Origin of the sequence: Acinetobacter sp. ANC 3832, assembly GCF_002135415.1 — a bacterium.
GTDB lineage: Bacteria > Pseudomonadota > Gammaproteobacteria > Pseudomonadales > Moraxellaceae > Acinetobacter.
On record NZ_NEGJ01000005.1, the window covers coordinates 122338 to 141952 of the forward strand.

The window sequence follows — 19615 nt, forward strand, 5'->3', positions numbered from 1 at the left end:
AAGAGTCGCCTAAGTGCGACTCTTTTTGTTTTAAGCTTTCAGTTAATTATTCATGCATGATGTTGTATAGTTTCTCTATTCAATACACTTATAAATTCATTCGAACGAAACATTATGGCAAAAGTTAAAACCGTTTACCGCTGTGAACAATGTGGTGCAGAACATCTTAAATGGGCAGGACAATGTTCAGATTGTGGTGAATGGAATAGTTTAACCGAAGTTCGCATTGAACCCACTGTAACCCATCGTGCCAAACCCATGGGTGGTGGATATGCAGGTCAAGCTGCCAATATCACAACCCTCAATAAAATTACGGTATCGAATGAAACACGTTTAGCCACAGGAATTAGTGAGTTTGACCGTGTACTCGGTGGTGGATTGGTTACGGGTTCTGTGGTTTTAATCGGTGGTGATCCTGGTATTGGTAAATCGACCATTCTTTTACAAACTGCAACATATATGGCAAGTGCAAAAAGCCCTGCTCTTTATGTCACAGGTGAAGAATCGCTGTCTCAGGTGGCTTTGCGTGCCAATCGTTTAGAACTGCCCACTGATCAGCTTAAAGTCATGGCTGAGACCTGTGTTGAGCGCATCTGTGAAGTATTGGCGCATGAAAAACCTGCTGTTGCTATTTTAGATTCGATCCAAACTTTATTTACTGAAACATTACAGTCCGCACCAGGTGGTGTTTCTCAAATTCGTGAGTCTGCAGCATTGCTGACACGTTTCGCCAAAAATAGTGGTACTGCACTTTTCCTTGTCGGTCATGTTACTAAAGAAGGTGCGCTTGCGGGACCTCGTGTTTTAGAACATATGGTTGACTGCGTGTTGTATTTTGAAGGTCAATCAGACTCTCGCTATCGTATGATTCGTGCAGTAAAAAACCGTTTTGGTGCAGTTAATGAGCTCGGTGTGTTTGGCATGACCGATAAAGGCTTGAAAGAAGTTGCCAACCCATCCGCTATTTTCCTCAGTCGCTATGATGAAGCCATTCCAGGTTCAGTCGTCATGATCAGCCGAGAAGGCACACGTCCCCTCTTGGTCGAAGTACAAGCTTTGGTTGATGATGCACATGGTCAACCCCGTCGTGTTGCATTGGGTTTAGAACAAAACCGTTTAAATATGCTTTTGGCCGTTATGCATCGTCACGGTGGTGTGCAAACCTCTGGGCAAGATGTTTATGTGAATGTTGTCGGTGGTTTAAAAATTACCGAAACAGGTTCAGATTTAGCTGTTTTACTGGCTTGTGCATCAAGTCTACGTAGTAAAGCCTTGCCACAACAATTGGCTGTCTTTGGTGAAGTCGGTTTGTCAGGTGAAATTCGCCCTGTACCCAATGGACAGGAACGTTTAAAAGAAGCGATTAAGCATGGGTTTAAATACATTATTGTGCCACGTGGTAATGCTCCACAAAAACCGATTGCTGGCGTACAAATTATTGCTGTAGCACGTTTGCATGAGGCTTTAACGGAAGCCATGCAACTCAGTGATGAACTCCATTAAAACCCATTTAGATGAATAATTGAGTTGATTGTGTACTTTACTTTACGCAATCAACTCCCAACTTAAATATTTTTGATTATAAAGATGGTTCTAAAATAATTACCTTAAATTTTAATGCTTGATATAAAATAAATTTTTAATCTATAAAAATACAATAAGCACTTTTAAATGAAATATTTGAGAATTTAACTCTATAATTAACTCTAAAACCTAAATAAAAAATCAAGATTACTTCAATTTGATAAAGTACATTCTCTTTAACACTTTCAATAGATTAGCTTTCATTTAAAGCTAAATTTTTTAAATTTCAATATTCGTTATGTTTCTGTGAATATTCGTTGAAATAAATCTCAAATGCATTGAAATTTCGTGTAAAAACCCTCATAAATAGAGTTCACAAATTTATTCTATTGATGTAGGAAAAAGTAATGGAAGTTCGACAGCGTAGTTTGATGGCAGGTATTTTAATGGCTGCTTTGGCGGTTGCACCTTTGGCTGAAGCTAAACGTGCAGGTGGCGGTAAAAGCCATGGTATGAGCCGTTCTTCTTCTTCAAGTCAATCATATTCTCAACCACGTCAAGCTACGCCTACACAACAACCTGCTCCTGCTACAGCACCACAACGTTCTGGTCCAGGTGTCGGTGGTATGGTTGCTGCTGGTGTAGCTGGTGCCGCTCTTGGTGCAGTGGCTGCAAATGCAATGGCAGACGATCATAACCCTCAAGCTCAAAACACTGATGCAGAACTTGCGAAACAACAAGCTGCAAAAGAAGAAGAGAAAAAAGGTGGAATTCCGAGCTGGATTTGGTTAATCCTGATCGCGGGTGCTGCATTCTTCTTGTTCCGTAAATTCGGTGCAAAAAAAAAATTAGCCTCGGCTAACCCTTATTCGCCAAATAACTCAGGTTCTCCTGCACCATTTGGTCAACAAAATGCAACGCCACGTGCTTCGAATGACAGTAGCAATATTTTTGGTCAATCGGTAGGTGGTTCAACAGGTGCGCCAACTCAAGCTCCTTTTGGTAGCGCATCTACAAGTAATGGTAATCAATTACCAGATGGTACTGAACCTGCTGCTTTCTTACGTGTTGCTCGTCAACGTTTCAACCATATTCAGTCCATGAATACAGCAAGCAACATCACTGAAATTCAGCGTTATTTAACACCAGACCTTTATCAGTCTATGTATAACGATATTATGGCAAACCAAGATCAAGATGTTGCTGAATTCTCTAACCTCAATGCGATGGTGACAGATTCTGCAAATGAAAATGGTCAATATGTAGTGAGCGTGCGTTTCACAGGTACAGTAAGCGAAGCTTTAAACAGCTTACCGCAACCTTTTGCAGAAGTATGGCATTTCACTAAACCCGCTGGTTCAACACAAGATTGGTTGGTTGCGGGTATTCAACAAGCTTAATACCTTAAATTGTGAACTTAAAAACCAGTGATTCGTCACTGGTTTTTTGTTGTCTGATCTAATGATTTATCTCAAGAGAGGAATAATCGAATGAGGATGAGTTTCAGGAATCACTCAATAACTTTACTCATGTTCTCATTATGATTACTTTAATTCAATTTCATGCTTTTAAATTTAATGCCGCTCATCATGTAATAAAGATACTGCCAATAATAAAATGTGGATAAATCTCATCATACAATGACTTTCAAACTGCTCTTAAATAAGAAAAATAAAGAGGACTTGAATATTGATGCAAGACATTACATCAACCACCTATTCTAGCTATAGATCTTAGAATTTTAGTGATCTATTCAACTAGATTCTCTACTTAAAATTGAGAATAAAAAAGCCTCAATAATGAGGCTTGATGAGTAAAACTAAAGAATAAAAATTAGCGTTTTGGCAAAGGAATAAACTGTGAATCTGCAGTTTGAATCTTACGCTCGCCGACTTTCACATTCAAAATAATGTTTTGACCACCACGAACAACTTCTATTTGAATAGTTGAATTTGGAGCTTGTAAAGCCACATAATTAATTAAGTGTGAAGCTGAGTTAATCACTTCATCATTCACTTTAATAATTCGATCGCCTACTTTAATTCCAGCTGCGACTGCGGGTCCATTTTTCAAGACATCCGCAACGATTACGCCTGCTTCACGCGGTTGTAATACATCATCCTGTCTTGGTTGAACAAGACTAATGCCTAACCAACCTCGAATGACGCGACCATCTTTCAGAATAGAATTCATCACCTGTTGGCAAATTTTTGCAGGAATGGCAAAACCTATCCCTAAAGAACCACCTGATTGAGAGAAGATTGCAGTATTTACACCAATCAAATTACCTGCAACATCAATCAAAGCACCACCCGAATTACCTGGATTAATAGCAGCATCGGTTTGAATAAAGTCTTCGTAAGTATTAATACCTAAATCTGAACGACCTGTTGCAGAAATAATTCCTTGTGTGACTGTTTGTCCAACACCGAAAGGATTACCAATCGCAAGAACAACATCACCGACTTCATTACCACTCAATTTAAAGGGCAACACAGGTAATTTATCCAGTTCTATTTTAATTACCGCTAAATCTGTATCAGGATCTGTTCCAATCACTGTAGCTTCGGCACGACGTCCATCTTGCAATGCAACAACAATTTGATCAGCCTGAGCAATCACATGATTATTGGTTAAAATGTAACCATCTGGGCGAACAATCACCCCTGAACCTAAACTATTTTCATCCTGCCCTTGAGATTGATCTGGCACTTGATTGCCAAAAAACTCTCTAAATGCTGGATCATTAAGAAGTGGATGTGTTTTTTTCACTTTCTGTGTGGTAAAGATATTTACCACTGCGGGTGCTGCAACTTTGACTGCAGCACTATAAGAAACTACCCCACCCGTACGAGATGTATTGACTAAAGGCTCTACTTTTTCAGCAGGCATTTTTACCCCATCAGCAGCAATCGGTGCTTTAGGCTGATTCATTTTCTGCCAAGTGATAAAACTAATAATCACTAATACGAGTAACACCCATGGTAACCATGTAAAGGACCGGCGCACTTTATATACCCCTAAGAATTATTTAATTTGTTGATGCCAAAGCATTTTCTATATTGTAATCAAAATTAAGTAAGATGCATAAAATTCACAATAGAGATTTGTTCAGCTTTAGTTACAAGTCATAATATGTTTTGATGATCTTATTTATTCAAGCAGGTGACCTATGGCTACACTCAATGACATTATTAAATGGTGTGATCAAACGCTTAAAACACATGAATTTAAAGATTATGCACCCAACGGTTTACAAATTGAAGGCAAATCTGAAGTCAAAAAAATTCTATGTGCTGTCACCGCTTCACAAGATGCGATTGAGGCTGCAATTGCCCAAAATGCAGATTTACTTTTGGTTCATCATGGTTATTTCTGGAAAGGTGAACCCTATCCAATCACAGGTATGCGTGGAAAACGCATCAAAAGTTTAATCCAAAATAATGTTTCACTTGTCGCTTATCATCTGCCTTTAGATTCACACCCAATTTTAGGAAATAATGCAGCCATTGCAGACATTCTTGAATTAGAAAATATTGAAAACTTAGATGTGAGTGAACCTCATCCAATTGGGAATATTGGCTATTTAGAGAATGCCATGTCACCAGAAATATTTAAAAATTATGTTTCCGAACGTTTAGGTTTCAATGCGATTCATCTCCCTGCAGATAAAACTACGATTCAAAAAGTCGGTTTTTGTACAGGTGGCGCACAAGATTATATTGGCAAAGCAGCGGATCAAGACTGTGATGCGTATATCTCAGGTGAAGTCAGTGAACGAACTTTCTATGAAGCCAAAGAGTTAGATGTTCATTATTATGCATGTGGACACCATGCAACTGAGCGATATGGCGTCCAACGACTTGGAAAAGCTATTTCAGAACAGTTCAATATTGAGTATAGTTATTACGAATTAAACAATCCGATTTAATTTCAATAGGCTGTTTTTGACATTTTCTTTATGCGTATAAATTCGACGTATATTATGTATTGATATTTAAATCCGATGCACAATTGCGCGAATAATCCATTACAATAAAGCCACTTAATGTTAAAACCCAGCAAAATGCAAGGAATTTAAAACATGACAACGATTACTTTACCCGCGTTACCATACGGTTACGAAGATCTTGCTCCACACATCAGCAAAGAAACTTTAGAATTTCACCATGATAAACACCACAACACTTATGTTGTAAATTTAAATAACCTAATCAAAGACACAGACCTTGAAGGTAAAACTTTAGAAGAAATCATTACTGCTGTTGCTGGTGATGCATCTAAAGCAGGTGTTTTCAACAATGCTGCTCAAGTTTGGAACCACACTTTCTATTGGAACTGTATGGCTAAAAATGGTGGCGGTAAAGCAACAGGTGCTTTGGCTGCTAAAATTGACGAAGCTTTCGGTTCTTACGAAAAATTTGCTGAAGAATTTGCTGCTGCTGCAACAACTCAATTCGGTTCAGGTTGGGCTTGGTTAGTTGCTGATAAAGCAAATGGTGCTCTTTCTATCCTTAAAACTGCAAATGCGGATACTCCACTTGCTCATGGCAAAGTTGCGGTATTAACAATTGACGTTTGGGAACATGCTTATTACATCGATTTCCGTAATGCACGTCCTGTTTACATCAAAACTTTCTTAGAAAGCTTAGTAAACTGGGATTATGCAAATGCTAAATATGCTGGTCAAGCTGCTGGCGTTGAAAAATAATTTTATTATTAAATTATTTTAAAAAATCACCCTTTATGGGTGATTTTTTATGATTATTCTGTTTCATTTTTCATTGATATTTTTTAGAATCTGAAGACGTTAAAAATACTAAAATAAATATGCCTATATATAAAATAAAAGCGTCAGTATTTCGCATTGCTTATACCCTTATGTGTTGCTTTGCCATTCAATTGGGTTGTTTCAAATATATTGAGTATGAGGACTATCTTACTTTCATTTTTTGTATTGCTGTACTGGTCATGATAGGAACCTTTATTTATTCAATTCTAATCATCTTTTTTCTGATCAAAAAAGGACGACCTAGCATCACCTTAGATGCGACAGGTTGTGAGTTCAAATTATTATTTATTGAATGTAAATTTAACTATAGCCAAATGCAAAGTTTCTCACTAAGTAAGCAGGAACGTTCTAGTCGAATATACACAATTTATGAGCGCCATTTAACGCTCGATTTTGATAAAAAAATAGACGTGCATTACCTACTTCGAAGGAAGACGCAGACAGAATCTACTTTTTCATTGCAACAGCTTAATTTTATTTCAAGCAAACAAGTCATGCAGATCGCAATGCTACTCATGATTATTCGCAATACAAAGCCTCAACAAAGAGTAAATCTGATACAAAAGCTAAATCAAAAACCTTTTGATTTTAGTCAATTTATTAGCCAAAAGAACATTGCTCATTTCAAAAACGACCAATATCTATCCAAAAATTTCAAAGTTGAGCAATAAAAATTCAAATAGTTATAAAATCTGACATTTCCTCTTGACCCCTTCCTGTTTCATCCCTAAAATGCGCAACAGATTCTCCAATAGCTCAGTCGGTAGAGCGACGGACTGTTAATCCGCAGGTCCCTGGTTCGAGCCCAGGTTGGAGAGCCATCTATTCTTCCATAGCTCAGTTGGTAGAGCGACGGACTGTTAATCCGCAGGTCCCTGGTTCGAGCCCAGGTGGAAGAGCCAAGATTCTAAAAAGCCCACTCATTATGCAGTGGGCTTTTTTTATCACTTTTTTATATCATCAGAAATAATGACGATACAAATCCTGAATCTTTCGTATTTATAAAACACCCTGATCTTTCAAATCATATAAATATTCAGTGGATGCACTCTTAAATAAAATGAATTGTGCAATCTTGATAATATCAGGATCCGAAGTACTACATAATTCTGCAAAATCTGCATCTGGATCTTCTCTGAATTTTAATGTTGTATTGAGATTAAAATCTTGAGGTAATCTAAAACTCAAATTGTCTTCTTTAAGGTCAATCAAATAGTCTGTGCCATCTTTTTTCACAGACATCGTATCTGAATCTAGATCTAAATCACCGACATCATCCAACGGAATTCCAACAGCTCCTGAAGCATAATCTGAATGATCTTCAAATACCTTTTTCGTCAATTCAACAATATCTGAAATTTTAAGCTGATCTTTGGCTTCTAGCTCATTGTCTTTATACAAATCTTGCCAGTCAGAATTATCAATTAATTTGATAAATGCAATCGGTTGGCAAACTTTCTGAACAGTCGGCTCACTTGCAGTCGTTTGCTCAGTTTTTTTATCTGCAGTTTTCTGTTGCGGAGAACATGCAAATAGTCCAACAGAAACACACACTACCATCAGTTTAAATTTCATTTTTACCTAAATTTCGCCAACTTTTATGACGACTGCTCAATTATTTAACAAATGATACTGATTTACGCTGAATCAATCAATTTCTACTTGACCTTATTGCAGGGTATCCCTAAAATGCGATCCAGATTCTCCAATAGCTCAGTCGGTAGAGCGACGGACTGTTAATCCGCAGGTCCCTGGTTCGAGCCCAGGTTGGAGAGCCAAATTCTAAAAACCCACTCTATTTTTTATTGAGTGGGTTTTTTCTTATCCGCATTTTATAATTTTCTTAGATGGTTATTGTGTTTGATTCCAGCCAGTCTACTTTCTTTTTTATTGGGTGCATTGCATCACTTTTTTTAATTATTATCATATTACAAAAATTTGTAAATCGTGACCAACAATATTATGCCAAACGCCCTATTACAGCCTTTGAACAAAAAATGTTTACTCGTTTAAAAACCACCTTTCCGCAATATCATGTTTTAGCTCAAGTTGCTTTTAGCGCACTCATTACAAGCAATAACTTTAAAGTACGCAACAAATTCAATCGTAAAGTCACAGATTTTGTAATTTTGAATCAAGAATTAGATGTGATTGCGATTGTTGAACTTGATGATCCAAGCCATATTGGTAAAGAACAAGAAGATGCTTTGCGAGATGAAATGTTCCATCAAGCAGGCTATAAAGTTCTAAGATATACCCATATCCCAAGCAACCGACAATTACAAAAAGATATTCATTAGACATCTTACATAAGTCAGCTTTTAATCAGCATATGTTCATAATGGATGTCTCCTCTCCTTAAAAAGGAGAGAGTTAGTGAGAAAATTATTTTCACTTATAAAATTTTATTCATTTCTCTACTTTCGCAAGAGGTTTATTGAACAAATATAGGAGTTTTCAGCGGAAACAGTACAAGCTCCTCCTATCCGCTTATTTATAGATTTTTATACTTTCAAAAGCCACCTTCTTACCTCAATCCTTTTTAATTTTTTTCTCAAGTAGAAGAATAAAGAATCTTAAAAAAGCAATCCAAAAATGCTCATAGCAAAGTGAAAAAGCCTTAGCCTTCACTAATTATTAGCTAGTTTTTCTCAAGCTTTCGCATTTACAAAAAAATAAGTCAAATTGGCATATCCACGCCATATTAAAATGTGACTATAATGATTAAAATTTAATCTAAAATATAAAAAAGGAAGATCAAATGGCAAATCCAATCTGCTGGTTTGAAATTTATGTTGATGATATGCAGCGCGCAAAACAATTTTATCAAACACTCATGAATGTTGAACTCAGCTTACTCAGTGACCCAAAAGATACTTCTATGGAAATGTGGGCTTTTCCATCAGATATGGGACAGTATGGTGCTTCAGGTACATTGGTTAAAGTGCAAGACATTTCCGCAGGTGGTAATAGCACGATTATCTACTTTTCGAGTTCAGATTGTGCCATTGAAGCAACACGTATTGAACAGGCAGGTGGTCAAATTCATCAAGCAAAAATGTCTATTGGTCCACATGGATTTATTGTTCTAGGCATTGATACTGAAGGTAATATGTTTGGTATCCATTCCATGCAATAAATATCAATCATAGGATTGATTTTAGCTAAACGATAAAAACTTAATATCAACCAAGTCGCTTTGCTTTTTTGCAAAAGTAAAACACTTGAAAAATGCTTCAAATGCACCATATATAGAGTACAAAGATGATGAGTTGAGTGATTTAACTAATCTCGTTCAAGTTTGGTAACGTTGATTTAAATCTCCAGATAAATCAACGTTAAATCGCAGTTCTATGCGTCTTTTAGAACTGCGTTTTTTTATTGAGTATCTTCATCAACAATAAGGTTGAACATTATTTCTCTTAAATTTATTTTTCTAGAATCGTATACACCACGCCATTAATTACATCTGTCATTTTATCTAAATTGAGTTTTTCAACAGTATCATGCTCTGTGTGATAATTTTTATTCCTAAAAAAAGCAGTATCCGTAATCATAATCGCAGGAATATCCTGATTCCAATAATTCATATGATCCGAAAAATCCACGCCTGAAATAAATGACGGCGAAATCAATTTTTGGCAATCCAATCGCTTTAATGATTGCATCGATTCACAATATTTTGTGGCATAGCCTCTTGAGCCAAAATTACTCACAGCACCAATAAAGTTTCCATGACTTGGATAGAACAGCCCTAATCCTTTAGGATATTCTTGTATGCTTTGATGACTAAAAAAACCAATCATTTCTAAGATAAATACAGCTTGAATCTGATCTTTTTGACTCAAAATTGATTTTGCATGTACAAAACTCCCCATGTTTTCTGTACGAAAATATGGAGGTTCTTCCAATGTATAAAAAACAAAATCCACATTGGTTTTAAGACGTGATTTATTACTTGCTAAAATTCGTGCAGTTTCAATCACACCAATCACACCCGAAGCATTGTCATCTGCACCCACAAAATTACCGTACACATCATAATGTGCTCCAACAATTACTTTCTTTGAATTTCCCGTATTCAAATGACAAATAACATTGCGATAATTTTTTTGTTCTACTAGATAATTTTGATATTCACAAGGTAAACCAAATTGTTCTAACTGCTTTTTCAAATACGCAGAAACACGATTCAACTCATCAATATTCTGATAATTACGATATGCATAAGGTTGAATAACATTCTGTAAATATGCTTTCAAACGATAAGTATCTGCTTGACGATGGATACTATTATCAGCCATCGCAGACACAGAATTTAGTGCAATGACGAGTACAACAAATATAAAGAGTACGTGACTAAAAAATTGACGATACAACTGAATAAACATAATTTTTAAAATTTCCAATCACTTTTAAATTTTCTTACTGAAAGATTTTTCACTTTTCTTCAAAAATCTTGGCTTTAATCATCATTCAATAAATCTATTTTTTATAAAAAACATCCACTAAATACATCTAATGAACAAAGTTAAGCCTTCTCATCCTGAGAAAGGTCAATATAGCGTTATAATAGCGAGAAAGCCACGACAGTATTTGTTTTATGAAAATTCGTATTCTGACCATTGGTCAAAAAATGCCTGCATGGGTGCTGACGGGTTTTGAAGATTATTTCAAACGCATACAACCTTTTGTACAAACTCAAATCATTGAATTGCCGATGGCGAAACGTGGCAAAAATGACTCAGAAGCTGATATTTTAAAATACTGTCAAATTGAAGGTGAAAGCATTTTAAATGCCGTAAAAAGCAATGAAGTTTTAATTGCTTTAGAAGTTGGAGGCAAAGAATTCAGCACTGAAAAATTAGCGGATACGATGAAAGGATGGATGTTGGAAGGCAATGATGTGGTACTTGCCATCGGCGGTCCAGATGGGCACTCAGAAGCTGTACGTAAAGCTGCAGCGTGGCATTGGTCCCTTTCCAAACTTACACTCCCACATCCTCTTGTACGCGTTATGTTGATTGAGCAACTTTATCGTGCAATGAGTATTAATCATAACCACCCTTATCATCGCGCAGGATAGAAATAAACGCATTAGCATTGCATTTATAAAACAATGTATTGAACTATAAATGCTTTATTTTAATGATATTTCTCTGCATGATCACTTTCTGCATTATAGATTAGGCGTATAGACGTGAATTTACAGACACTCCCAGGTTTATTTATTTCTCATGGTTCACCCATGCTTGCGCTTAATCCTGAACAAGTGGGTCCTGCTCTTCAACGTTTGGGTTTCAATCTGCCTAAACCTCAAGCCATTGTAGTGATGTCTGCGCACTGGGAAAGTCAATCACTTGAGGTGAGTACTGCAACTCGCCCTGAGACTTGGCATGATTTCCGTGGTTTCCCCCAAGAACTCTATGAAATGCGCTATCCAGCAGCAGGTAATCCTCAATTTGCAGAAGAAATTCTACATTTATTCGCAGAAGCTCATATTCCTGCACATGCCAATAGTACACGCCCACGAGATCATGGCGTTTGGATGCCTTTATTGCATATGTACCCTGATGCAGATATTCCTGTGGTTGAAATTTCATTACCGATGAATATGGCTGCAGATGAAATTTATAAAATAGGTCAAATCCTTGCGCCACTCCGTGAAAAGCAAATCTTACTGATTGGTTCAGGCAGTATTACCCATAATCTGCGTGAGCTTTCTTGGGATGGTGAAAACAAAGCAGTACCTGAATGGGCATCGGCATTTCGTAACTATGTGGTGAGCAAACTGAATCATGCCAATTTTGATGCTGTACTGGAATGGGACAGCATTCCGCATATGCAACGTAACCATCCGACTTTGGAACATTTTGCTCCGCTATTTTTTGCAATGGGCACTGGTCATCGCTTTAGTATTGTGCACAGTAGTTTTTCGATGGGTGCTTTAGGCATGGACATTTATCGCTTCGATTAATCACTTTATGTAAAATAATGTACAAAAATTTGTTATATAGATACATATTGAAACTCAAAACTTAAAATCTATTCATATCTTTTCAAGGTTTATGCTTTAAGCTAAGCTTAAGTTTTGTAATAAGTTATTTTAAAGATGAAATTCAAATATTTAGCAATCGCATTATTTCCTTTAGCATTGGCTGCATGTCAATCAAGCAATATTAATACTGTTCGAGATACGCCTGTGAACGTAGTACAACAAGAAAATGCTGACAAAACATTAACTGCATACCAGTGGTCTTATCAGCCACAAGGTTCTGATCGACCAATCGTTCTACACTTTGCAGAGAATCGTTTAAGTATTGAAACGGGTTGTAATAACCAAGGAACTTCATGGAAAATTGAAGGCGGTAAACTGGTTACTTCAAACCTCATGTCAACCAATATGATGTGCCCACCTGCTTTAATGAAACAAGAAGCACTTTCAGGTAGTATTTTCCAAAATCAAGCCATTCCTTTTAGCATTGATGCTTCAAATCCTGATCAACCAACGTTAACTGTGACTGATGCCAAAGGTCAAAAATATGTCTTTACAGGTAAAATGACACCTGAAACTCAATACCAATCTCAAGGTGAAATTATCTTCCTTGAAATCTCACCAGAAACCAAACAATGTACTGGTGTTGCTAAACAAACGTGTTTACAAGTTCGTGAAATTAAATATGCTGACAATGGCGTTAAAACACAAGTAGATAAAGATTGGACTTTATTCTATGACCAAATTCAAGGCTATACGCATAACCCTGATCAACGCGTTATCTTACGTGTAAAACGCTATGAAATTAAAAATCCTGCAGCAGATCAGTCTAAATATGCTTATGTACATGATTTGACTGTAGAACAAGCTTCAGTTAAATAATCTTGATTCAATTAGGCATACTGCATAAGTATTTATTTTTCTTTAAAGAGGAAATGCTAAGACTTTTATTCAAAATGTTTGATTGAGGATAAATAAAAAAACCGATGCAAATGCATCGGTTTTTTAACTTATTCTAAATTTTAAAACTTAGAACACGCCTTGCGCTAACATTGCATCAGCAACTTTTACGAAACCAGCAATATTTGCACCATCAACATAGTTCACAGAACCATCTTCTTTAGTACCGTATTTTACGCAGTTGCGATGAATTTCTTTCATAATCGCATGTAAACGCTCATCAACTTCTTCAAATGTCCAACCCAAACGAAGTGAGTTTTGTGACATTTCAAGACCTGAAGTTGCTACACCACCTGCGTTTGAAGCTTTACCTGGTGCATACAGAATTTTTGCTTCAACGAATTTTTCAACAGCTTCTAAAGTTGAAGGCATATTTGCACCTTCAGCCACACAGAATGCGCCATTTGCAATCAGAGTCACTGCATCTTCTTCTGTTAACTCATTTTGAGTTGCACATGGAAGCGCGATATCACACTTAATTGCCCAAGGACGTTGACCTTCAAGATATTCAAAACCATGCTTAGAAGCAAATTCTGAAATACGGCCACGTTTTACATTTTTAAGTTCCATCACTTCGAGTAGAAGCTCATTGGTGAAACCATCTTTAAGATAAACCGTACCATTAGAGTCAGAAAGTGAAACCACTTTTGCACCTAAATACATTGCTTTTTCAGCTGCAAATTGAGCTACATTGCCTGAACCAGAAACAGTAACAATTTTGCCTTGGAAGCTTTCGCCACGCGTTTTTAGCATTTCTTCAGCAAAATAAACTGTACCAAAACCTGTCGCTTCAGGACGTGCTAAAGAACCACCGAAAGATAGACCTTTACCAGTAAATACACATGAAGTGTCATTGCTGAGCTTCTTCATCATACCAGCCATATAGCCCACTTCACGGCCACCAACACCAATATCACCCGCAGGGATATCTGTGTTTGAACCAAGGTGACGATATAACTCTACGATTAAAGCTTGGCAAAAACGCATTACTTCGCCTTCAGACTTACCTTTAGGGTCAAAGTCCGAACCACCTTTACCACCACCCATAGGGAGTGTTGTTAATGCATTTTTAAATGTTTGTTCAAAACCTAAAAACTTAAGAATTGAAAGGTTCACAGATGGGTGAAAACGCATTCCACCTTTGAATGGACCAATTGCAGAATTGTATTGAACACGGAAAGCACGGTTCACTTGAGTTTGACCTTTATCGTCAATCCAAGAAACACGGAACTGAATAGCACGCTCTGGCTCTACTAAACGTTCAAGCAAACCGTAATCTGCATATTGTGGGTTCTTTTCAATGAATGGCCACAAACTGGTCATTACTTCCTCAACCGCTTGTAAAAATTCTGGTTGATTTGGATCACGTGCTTTGACGTAATTTAAGAAGTCATTCAGGTTAGTATATTTCAACGCTCAATCCTCAGCAGAAGGGTGAATCAAAATTGGTCAAATAATTCAAAAGAATGATATATTTTGGCGCAAAGTATTTAATATCTTTTGTAAACAATCTACAACACTTTTTAAAAAGTATTTTTCAATAATCTTTTATTTCAATAACTTATTTTTCAATCCCAAGCGTCATTTCTGTCAATTTGATCTCATTTTGTTAACAATTACATTGGTATTTTTGCTCATAAATAGCGCATTTTTAGCCCAAAATTAGCGCACACAAAAGCACGTGAAATCGTGCTAAAATTTACTGCATTTTTTGAAATTCATATTTCAAAAACCTCTTGGTTTCTTATAAGTTTTTTTCCTCACATGAATCTCCAAATTTCTCTCATTCAACAAATTGATGCTCTACTTCCACAAACACAATGTGGATTATGTGGACATAGAGACGGTTGCCTACCTTATGCAAAATCGATTGTTGAAGGTGAAGAAGCAAACAAATGCATCCCAGGTGGGCAACCTGTCGCAGATGCCTTGGCACAATTGCTCAACCGCCCTATTTTAGTGGCTGAAGAAAGTGTATGGCCAATTCAATTGGATGGTCGTCCACAACGTATGAAAGCCGTGATTCGTGAAGAAGAATGTATTGGTTGTACCAAATGCATTAGTGCCTGCCCTGTAGATGCTATTATTGGCAGTGGCAAACTCATGCACAGCATCCTCACCGACTTATGTACAGGCTGTGAATTGTGTATTCCACCTTGTCCTGTAGATTGCATTGATTTAGTTGAAGACCTACAACCTGTACCAACTGAAAGCATACAAATTGCTGAACAAAATGATTTACGCAATCGTTATTACTCACATATTCAACGTGAAGAAAATCGACGAGTTACTCGTAAAGGTCCAGTCGTCCGTGCTGAAATTGACACAGAATTATTTGCCCAATTCTCTCAACAAAATCATGCTGTCCCTGCAATCGAAATGGTTGAAAAAGTTGATTTGTCATTTAAAGTCGACGCTAAAACTACGATTGAATTGGCTAAATTTAGAACCCAAATTAAGAAATTAGAAAAGCAGTTGAGTGTGCGTGCTGATGCAAAAAAACAGCAACAACTCAACGAGCTACAACAACAATTGTTTGCTTTGCAAGGTGAATTTTCACGAGGAGAGTTATCGTGACTGTAAAAAATATGACGAAGAAACAAATTCAAATTTTCTTTGAACGATTAAGAGCACAACGTCCACATCCTGAAACTGAATTAAACTATTCAAACCCATTTGAATTATTGGTTGCAGTGACGCTATCAGCACAAGCAACCGATGTCAGTGTGAATAAAGCCACAGATAAGCTTTTCCCTATCGCAAATACACCTGAAGCCATTTATGCTCTAGATGTCGATGGTTTAAAGGAATATATCAAAACCATCGGTTTATATAATTCCAAAGCTGAAAATGTAATCAAAACATGTAAAATATTGATTGATAAACACAATAGCCAAGTTCCAGATAATCGTGCTGATTTAGAAGCATTACCTGGAGTGGGACGAAAAACTGCCAATGTTGTTTTAAATACTGCTTTTGGTCAACCAACGATGGCGGTTGATACTCATATTTTCCGTGTTGGGAACCGTACGGGACTGGCTGTAGGTAAAAATGTACTTGAAGTTGAAGAGCGACTCATTAAAGTCATTCCTAAAGAATTTATTCTTGATTCACATCATTGGCTGATTTTACACGGACGTTATTGTTGTATTGCACGCAAGCCAAAATGTGCTGAATGCATTGTATCTGATGTCTGTAACTGGCCAGAACGTTATGAATTTGGTGCGCCACGCCCCATTAAAATCAAAGAAGTTGATGCCTAGACTTAAATATTCTTTTTGAGACAGCTTTATTTTAAAACTGCCTCTTGATGCAAAATATTGATTACCGCTTCTTATTTTCCTGCTCTTTTTGAGCCATTTTCTTTTTCATTTCTTCAAGCTTTTCCCATTCTTTCGCCAATTCAGGATGAACTTTATAATTTCCTGAATTTCTCATTTCACGACGTTGCTGAGCTTCATCTTTTTGTGCTTTACGCAATAATTTAAAACTCATGAAAATTAGACCAAGTAAAACGACAACACTTAAAATGACCATAGCCACTAATGCGATTTTCATTGACCTAATATCCTAGCAAAAAAAAGAGACCTAATATGAATCAGGTCTCTTTCAAAGTCAAAACTTCAAAGCAAAGTTTTAACCTTTTTATTAGATCAGAAATTATTTGTCTAAAATAGCAAATAGATCTTTCTGAACCTCTTCGATTGCACGAAGACCATCTAATTTATTGTAAGTTGGCGCATTTTCACCTGAAGCAGCACGACCTTGATAGAAACCAACCAATTGTTCAGTTTCTGTATGGTACGAACCTAGACGCTTACGAATCGTTGCTTCTAAATCATCTGGGCGCTGAATAAGTTCTTCACCTGTTTCATCATCTTTACCTTCCACTTTAGGTGGATTATAGATGGTGTGGTAAATACGACCTGATGCTGCATGCTGACGACGCCCTGAAAGACGTTTTACGATTTCTTCATCAGGTACTGCAATTTCAATCACGTGATCGATTGTAATCCCTTCACTCTCAAGCGCTTCAGCTTGAGGAATCGTGCGTGGGAAACCATCAAAGATACAACCATTCACACAATCAGGTTGTGCAATGCGTTCTTTCACTAAGCCAATAATAAGTTCATCAGACACTAAACCGCCTGAATCCATTACACTTTTAGCTTTAAGACCTAATTCAGTACCTTCACGAATTGCAGCACGGAGCATATCACCGGTTGAAATTTGTGGGACATTGTAGCGCTTACAGATCAACTGAGCCTGGGTACCTTTGCCTGCTCCAGGTGGTCCAAGTAGGATAATGCGCATAAAAAAACATCCTCATTTAAAACAATATGTACGACACCTTGCACTATGCCAATTGATTGACATAGCATGGCATCTAATTATATGAAAACCAAAAATAAATGTATTAAACCAGCAAAAAATCCAGTGACGCCACCCAGCACGATTAAAATCCATTCGTCTTCCTGAAAAGCAGGACGTAATAAATTTTGAAACTCTTTAGGTGTCAACTCACTAATTCGATCGCGGAACATTTGAAAGATTTTCTGCGCGCGGCTCGCGTTAAAGGCTGGGTCGCTTACAGGCACCATGGTAATTTCAATAGAACGATCAATCAAGTCTGTTTTTAGTTTAGCATATTCACTTGGACCTATTGACAGCTGTAATGCAGTTCGAATGAGTGGTGATTCCATAATGACATTGACGTGTCTTTTCACAATACGACGTGTTTTGTCTTTTTTAGTTCCATACATCATTTCAGTCATGATGGATTTTAGCGTAATTAGGTCTTCCGTGACTACACTTGCGAACACATCAGAAACCTCTTCCTGACGCTTCATAAATGCACCTTGTACATTATATGTCCCAATACGTGGAACAACTGGCTTAATCCATGGAAATTTATGATCTTTTGTACGCTCAAAAAACTGTGGATAGCGAATATAATGGGGTTCTACTGGGTTAAATACCATCCAAATAGCAATCCAGTTGGTTAAGAAACCCCAGATCGCAGCAAAGAATGGAACAGTCCAATGTTGTGGTACGAAAACGTATACAAACATTTGAATAAAACCAAAACCCACACCAATTAATGCACTAATATGCCAAATAAAATTGATCTCTTTTTGACCAACCTTTAAGAACATTCGCACCATTAATTTACGATCGCCTTCCATTTGACGGACGATCATTTCCTTCATATCAACAAGTGACTCAACGTTCATGGTCAGTTCGGTCACTAATCCACGTAGAATTGCAGGCATCTGATTATGTGCTTGCGAATAAATTCTACGTTTAATTGAATAAGGCAAATTTTCCCAAAGCACTGCATTCCGATCGAGCATGACTTCGTCAATCAAATGTTCAAGTTCAAAACCGACCTGTTCGCCAATAATACGTGCCATGTCTTCAGGTTCCATGGCATTCAAAAATTCGTTTAACGAACCTAGTTTGGACAACGTATTATCTGTAATAATCCCCGAAATACGCCCCGCTTTTCGCGGAACAATGCCTTGCCAACCCACAGGTAGTGGACCAATATGGAATCCCCAAAATTTAATTGGGTAAAACACCATTTTCAAAGCCATCCACACATGTGCCCAAGTCACAAATGCAGTTACTGGGATAATACTTAATATTGCAAGATGATCTGGTCGATTCAAAAAAGCTTGCCACAAATCACTAACATATTCGAACATGCATGACTCTCATATTTATTTCTATTTGCGGTCGTATGTACGGTATAAAATCATCATTAAATCTAAAAACCCACACTCAAGGTGTAAGTAAATTGGATTTGTGGACGGGTTTCTAAAATCATATTACCACGGCTGTCATGCAGTTCACTTCCTGCCCCCATCCCCACACTAAAAGTACTGAGTCTATCTTTATTCAATAAAACATAAGACAAGTCTACACCTGCACCATATTGTACTTCATCACTATTATCGACTTTTTTACTTTTTAATGAACCACCATATACCCCAAGGTAGTAACCATTTTTATCTGTGCCCGTCAAAATAACTGGATAGCGAAAACCAACTTGACCACCAAATTCATGATCCCCATTGATAAAAGCACCGACTTTGGCGTAAGCAATTCCATATGGATTAACCCATTCAGCATTCACATGAGCCAGTTTCATGGTCATCCCAGCACCGACATTCCATGTTGAAGCATCGCTAGATTTTAATTTAGCTTCTGGTAAATATTCTGCGAAATCTGCGTGAGCAAAACTCCCTACTGCAGCAAGTAACATAAAGGGAAAGATTTTTCTCATTATTTTCTCCATTGTCCCTAACTTTTTTGGGTCAAATTTAATTATCCTTAATTTT

19 protein-coding genes and 3 tRNA genes are annotated in these 19615 nt (G+C 37.1%); 14 read left to right on the forward strand and 8 right to left on the reverse strand.

Annotated elements, in window-relative coordinates; all coding sequences use genetic code 11:
• The first annotated feature begins 114 nt into the window (after nucleotides 1-114).
• On the forward strand, nucleotides 115-1503 hold the full coding sequence (gene radA / locus B9T35_RS08750) for a DNA repair protein RadA (RefSeq protein ID WP_086190741.1): 1389 nt from the start codon (nucleotides 115-117) through the stop codon (nucleotides 1501-1503).
• Nucleotides 1504-1931: 428 nt separating this feature from the next.
• Nucleotides 1932-2924 carry a Tim44 domain-containing protein gene (locus B9T35_RS08755; RefSeq protein WP_086190742.1) on the forward strand — a complete coding sequence of 331 codons (993 nt, stop codon included), beginning with the start codon at nucleotides 1932-1934 and terminating at the stop codon, nucleotides 2922-2924.
• Nucleotides 2925-3357: 433 nt separating this feature from the next.
• Here B9T35_RS08755 and B9T35_RS08760 read toward each other — a convergent pair whose 3' ends face one another.
• Nucleotides 3358-4533 (reverse strand): S1C family serine protease, encoded by a 1176-nt coding sequence (locus tag B9T35_RS08760; protein ID WP_086190743.1) that lies wholly within the window; start codon nucleotides 4531-4533, stop codon nucleotides 3358-3360.
• A 163-nt stretch (nucleotides 4534-4696) separates the two neighbouring features.
• Here B9T35_RS08760 and B9T35_RS08765 point away from each other — a divergent pair, with 163 nt between their 5' ends.
• The 4 genes from B9T35_RS08765 (at nucleotide 4697) to B9T35_RS08785 (ending at nucleotide 7218) form a co-directional block, all read left to right on the forward strand.
• Complete coding sequence (locus B9T35_RS08765; RefSeq protein ID WP_086190744.1) at nucleotides 4697-5455, forward strand: Nif3-like dinuclear metal center hexameric protein; 759 nt, start codon at nucleotides 4697-4699, stop codon at nucleotides 5453-5455.
• A gap of 153 nt (nucleotides 5456-5608) precedes the next feature.
• Nucleotides 5609-6235, forward strand: coding sequence for a superoxide dismutase (locus B9T35_RS08770; protein WP_086190745.1), 627 nt, complete (start codon nucleotides 5609-5611; stop codon nucleotides 6233-6235).
• 826 nt (nucleotides 6236-7061) lie between these two features.
• Nucleotides 7062-7137, forward strand: a tRNA-Asn gene (locus B9T35_RS08780).
• A 5-nt stretch (nucleotides 7138-7142) separates the two neighbouring features.
• Nucleotides 7143-7218, forward strand: a tRNA-Asn gene (locus tag B9T35_RS08785).
• A 97-nt stretch (nucleotides 7219-7315) separates the two neighbouring features.
• On the opposite strand, the gene B9T35_RS08790 is transcribed toward B9T35_RS08785, so the two are convergent.
• Nucleotides 7316-7891, reverse strand: a complete 576-nt coding sequence (locus tag B9T35_RS08790; protein WP_086190747.1) for a hypothetical protein — start codon at nucleotides 7889-7891, stop codon at nucleotides 7316-7318.
• Between the two features lie 127 nt (nucleotides 7892-8018).
• Here B9T35_RS08790 and B9T35_RS08795 point away from each other — a divergent pair.
• The 3 genes from B9T35_RS08795 (at nucleotide 8019) to B9T35_RS08805 (ending at nucleotide 9455) form a co-directional block, all read left to right on the forward strand.
• A tRNA-Asn gene (locus B9T35_RS08795) sits at nucleotides 8019-8094 on the forward strand.
• 78 nt (nucleotides 8095-8172) lie between these two features.
• Nucleotides 8173-8616 carry a DUF2726 domain-containing protein gene (locus tag B9T35_RS08800; RefSeq protein ID WP_086190863.1) on the forward strand — a complete coding sequence of 148 codons (444 nt, stop codon included), beginning with the start codon at nucleotides 8173-8175 and terminating at the stop codon, nucleotides 8614-8616.
• Nucleotides 8617-9077: 461 nt separating this feature from the next.
• On the forward strand, nucleotides 9078-9455 hold the full coding sequence (locus B9T35_RS08805; protein ID WP_086190748.1) for a VOC family protein: 378 nt from the start codon (nucleotides 9078-9080) through the stop codon (nucleotides 9453-9455).
• Between the two features lie 289 nt (nucleotides 9456-9744).
• On the opposite strand, the gene B9T35_RS08810 is transcribed toward B9T35_RS08805, so the two are convergent.
• Complete coding sequence (locus tag B9T35_RS08810; protein WP_086190749.1) at nucleotides 9745-10707, reverse strand: M28 family peptidase; 963 nt, start codon at nucleotides 10705-10707, stop codon at nucleotides 9745-9747.
• Between the two features lie 212 nt (nucleotides 10708-10919).
• Between B9T35_RS08810 and rlmH the strand changes: the two genes are divergently transcribed.
• From rlmH to B9T35_RS08825, 3 genes are all read left to right on the forward strand, one after another.
• A complete protein-coding gene (gene rlmH, locus B9T35_RS08815) occupies nucleotides 10920-11402 on the forward strand; it encodes a 23S rRNA (pseudouridine(1915)-N(3))-methyltransferase RlmH (protein WP_086190750.1) in 483 nt (160 codons plus the stop codon).
• A gap of 114 nt (nucleotides 11403-11516) precedes the next feature.
• A complete protein-coding gene (locus B9T35_RS08820; RefSeq protein ID WP_086190751.1) occupies nucleotides 11517-12293 on the forward strand; it encodes a dioxygenase in 777 nt (258 codons plus the stop codon).
• A 135-nt stretch (nucleotides 12294-12428) separates the two neighbouring features.
• The gene (locus B9T35_RS08825; protein ID WP_086190752.1) at nucleotides 12429-13193 is read left to right on the forward strand and encodes an META and DUF4377 domain-containing protein; all 765 of its coding nucleotides are present in this window, start codon (nucleotides 12429-12431) and stop codon (nucleotides 13191-13193) included.
• Nucleotides 13194-13340: 147 nt separating this feature from the next.
• Here the strand turns inward: B9T35_RS08825 and gdhA are convergent, their stop codons facing one another.
• Nucleotides 13341-14684 carry an NADP-specific glutamate dehydrogenase gene (gene gdhA, locus B9T35_RS08830; protein WP_086190753.1) on the reverse strand — a complete coding sequence of 448 codons (1344 nt, stop codon included), beginning with the start codon at nucleotides 14682-14684 and terminating at the stop codon, nucleotides 13341-13343.
• A 351-nt stretch (nucleotides 14685-15035) separates the two neighbouring features.
• On the opposite strand from gdhA, the gene B9T35_RS08835 reads away from it, so the two are divergent.
• Nucleotides 15036-15848: an RnfABCDGE type electron transport complex subunit B gene (locus B9T35_RS08835; protein WP_086190864.1), complete on the forward strand. Its 813-nt coding sequence runs from the start codon at nucleotides 15036-15038 to the stop codon at nucleotides 15846-15848.
• Nucleotides 15849-15859: 11 nt separating this feature from the next.
• Entirely contained in the window at nucleotides 15860-16534 is a 675-nt protein-coding gene (nth, locus tag B9T35_RS08840; protein ID WP_171264251.1) for an endonuclease III, read from the forward strand.
• 61 nt (nucleotides 16535-16595) lie between these two features.
• Here nth and B9T35_RS08845 read toward each other — a convergent pair whose 3' ends face one another.
• The 4 genes from B9T35_RS08845 to B9T35_RS08860 all read right to left on the reverse strand — a co-directional run bounded on the left by B9T35_RS08845 (nucleotide 16596) and on the right by B9T35_RS08860 (nucleotide 19560).
• Nucleotides 16596-16829, reverse strand: coding sequence for a hypothetical protein (locus B9T35_RS08845; RefSeq protein ID WP_086190755.1), 234 nt, complete (start codon nucleotides 16827-16829; stop codon nucleotides 16596-16598).
• Nucleotides 16830-16931: 102 nt separating this feature from the next.
• Nucleotides 16932-17585 carry an adenylate kinase gene (gene adk / locus B9T35_RS08850; RefSeq protein WP_086190756.1) on the reverse strand — a complete coding sequence of 218 codons (654 nt, stop codon included), beginning with the start codon at nucleotides 17583-17585 and terminating at the stop codon, nucleotides 16932-16934.
• Between the two features lie 77 nt (nucleotides 17586-17662).
• Nucleotides 17663-18979, reverse strand: a complete 1317-nt coding sequence (locus tag B9T35_RS08855; RefSeq protein ID WP_086190757.1) for a hypothetical protein — start codon at nucleotides 18977-18979, stop codon at nucleotides 17663-17665.
• Between the two features lie 62 nt (nucleotides 18980-19041).
• Entirely contained in the window at nucleotides 19042-19560 is a 519-nt protein-coding gene (locus B9T35_RS08860) for a hypothetical protein (protein ID WP_086190758.1), read from the reverse strand.
• Nucleotides 19561-19615 lie beyond the last annotated feature (55 nt).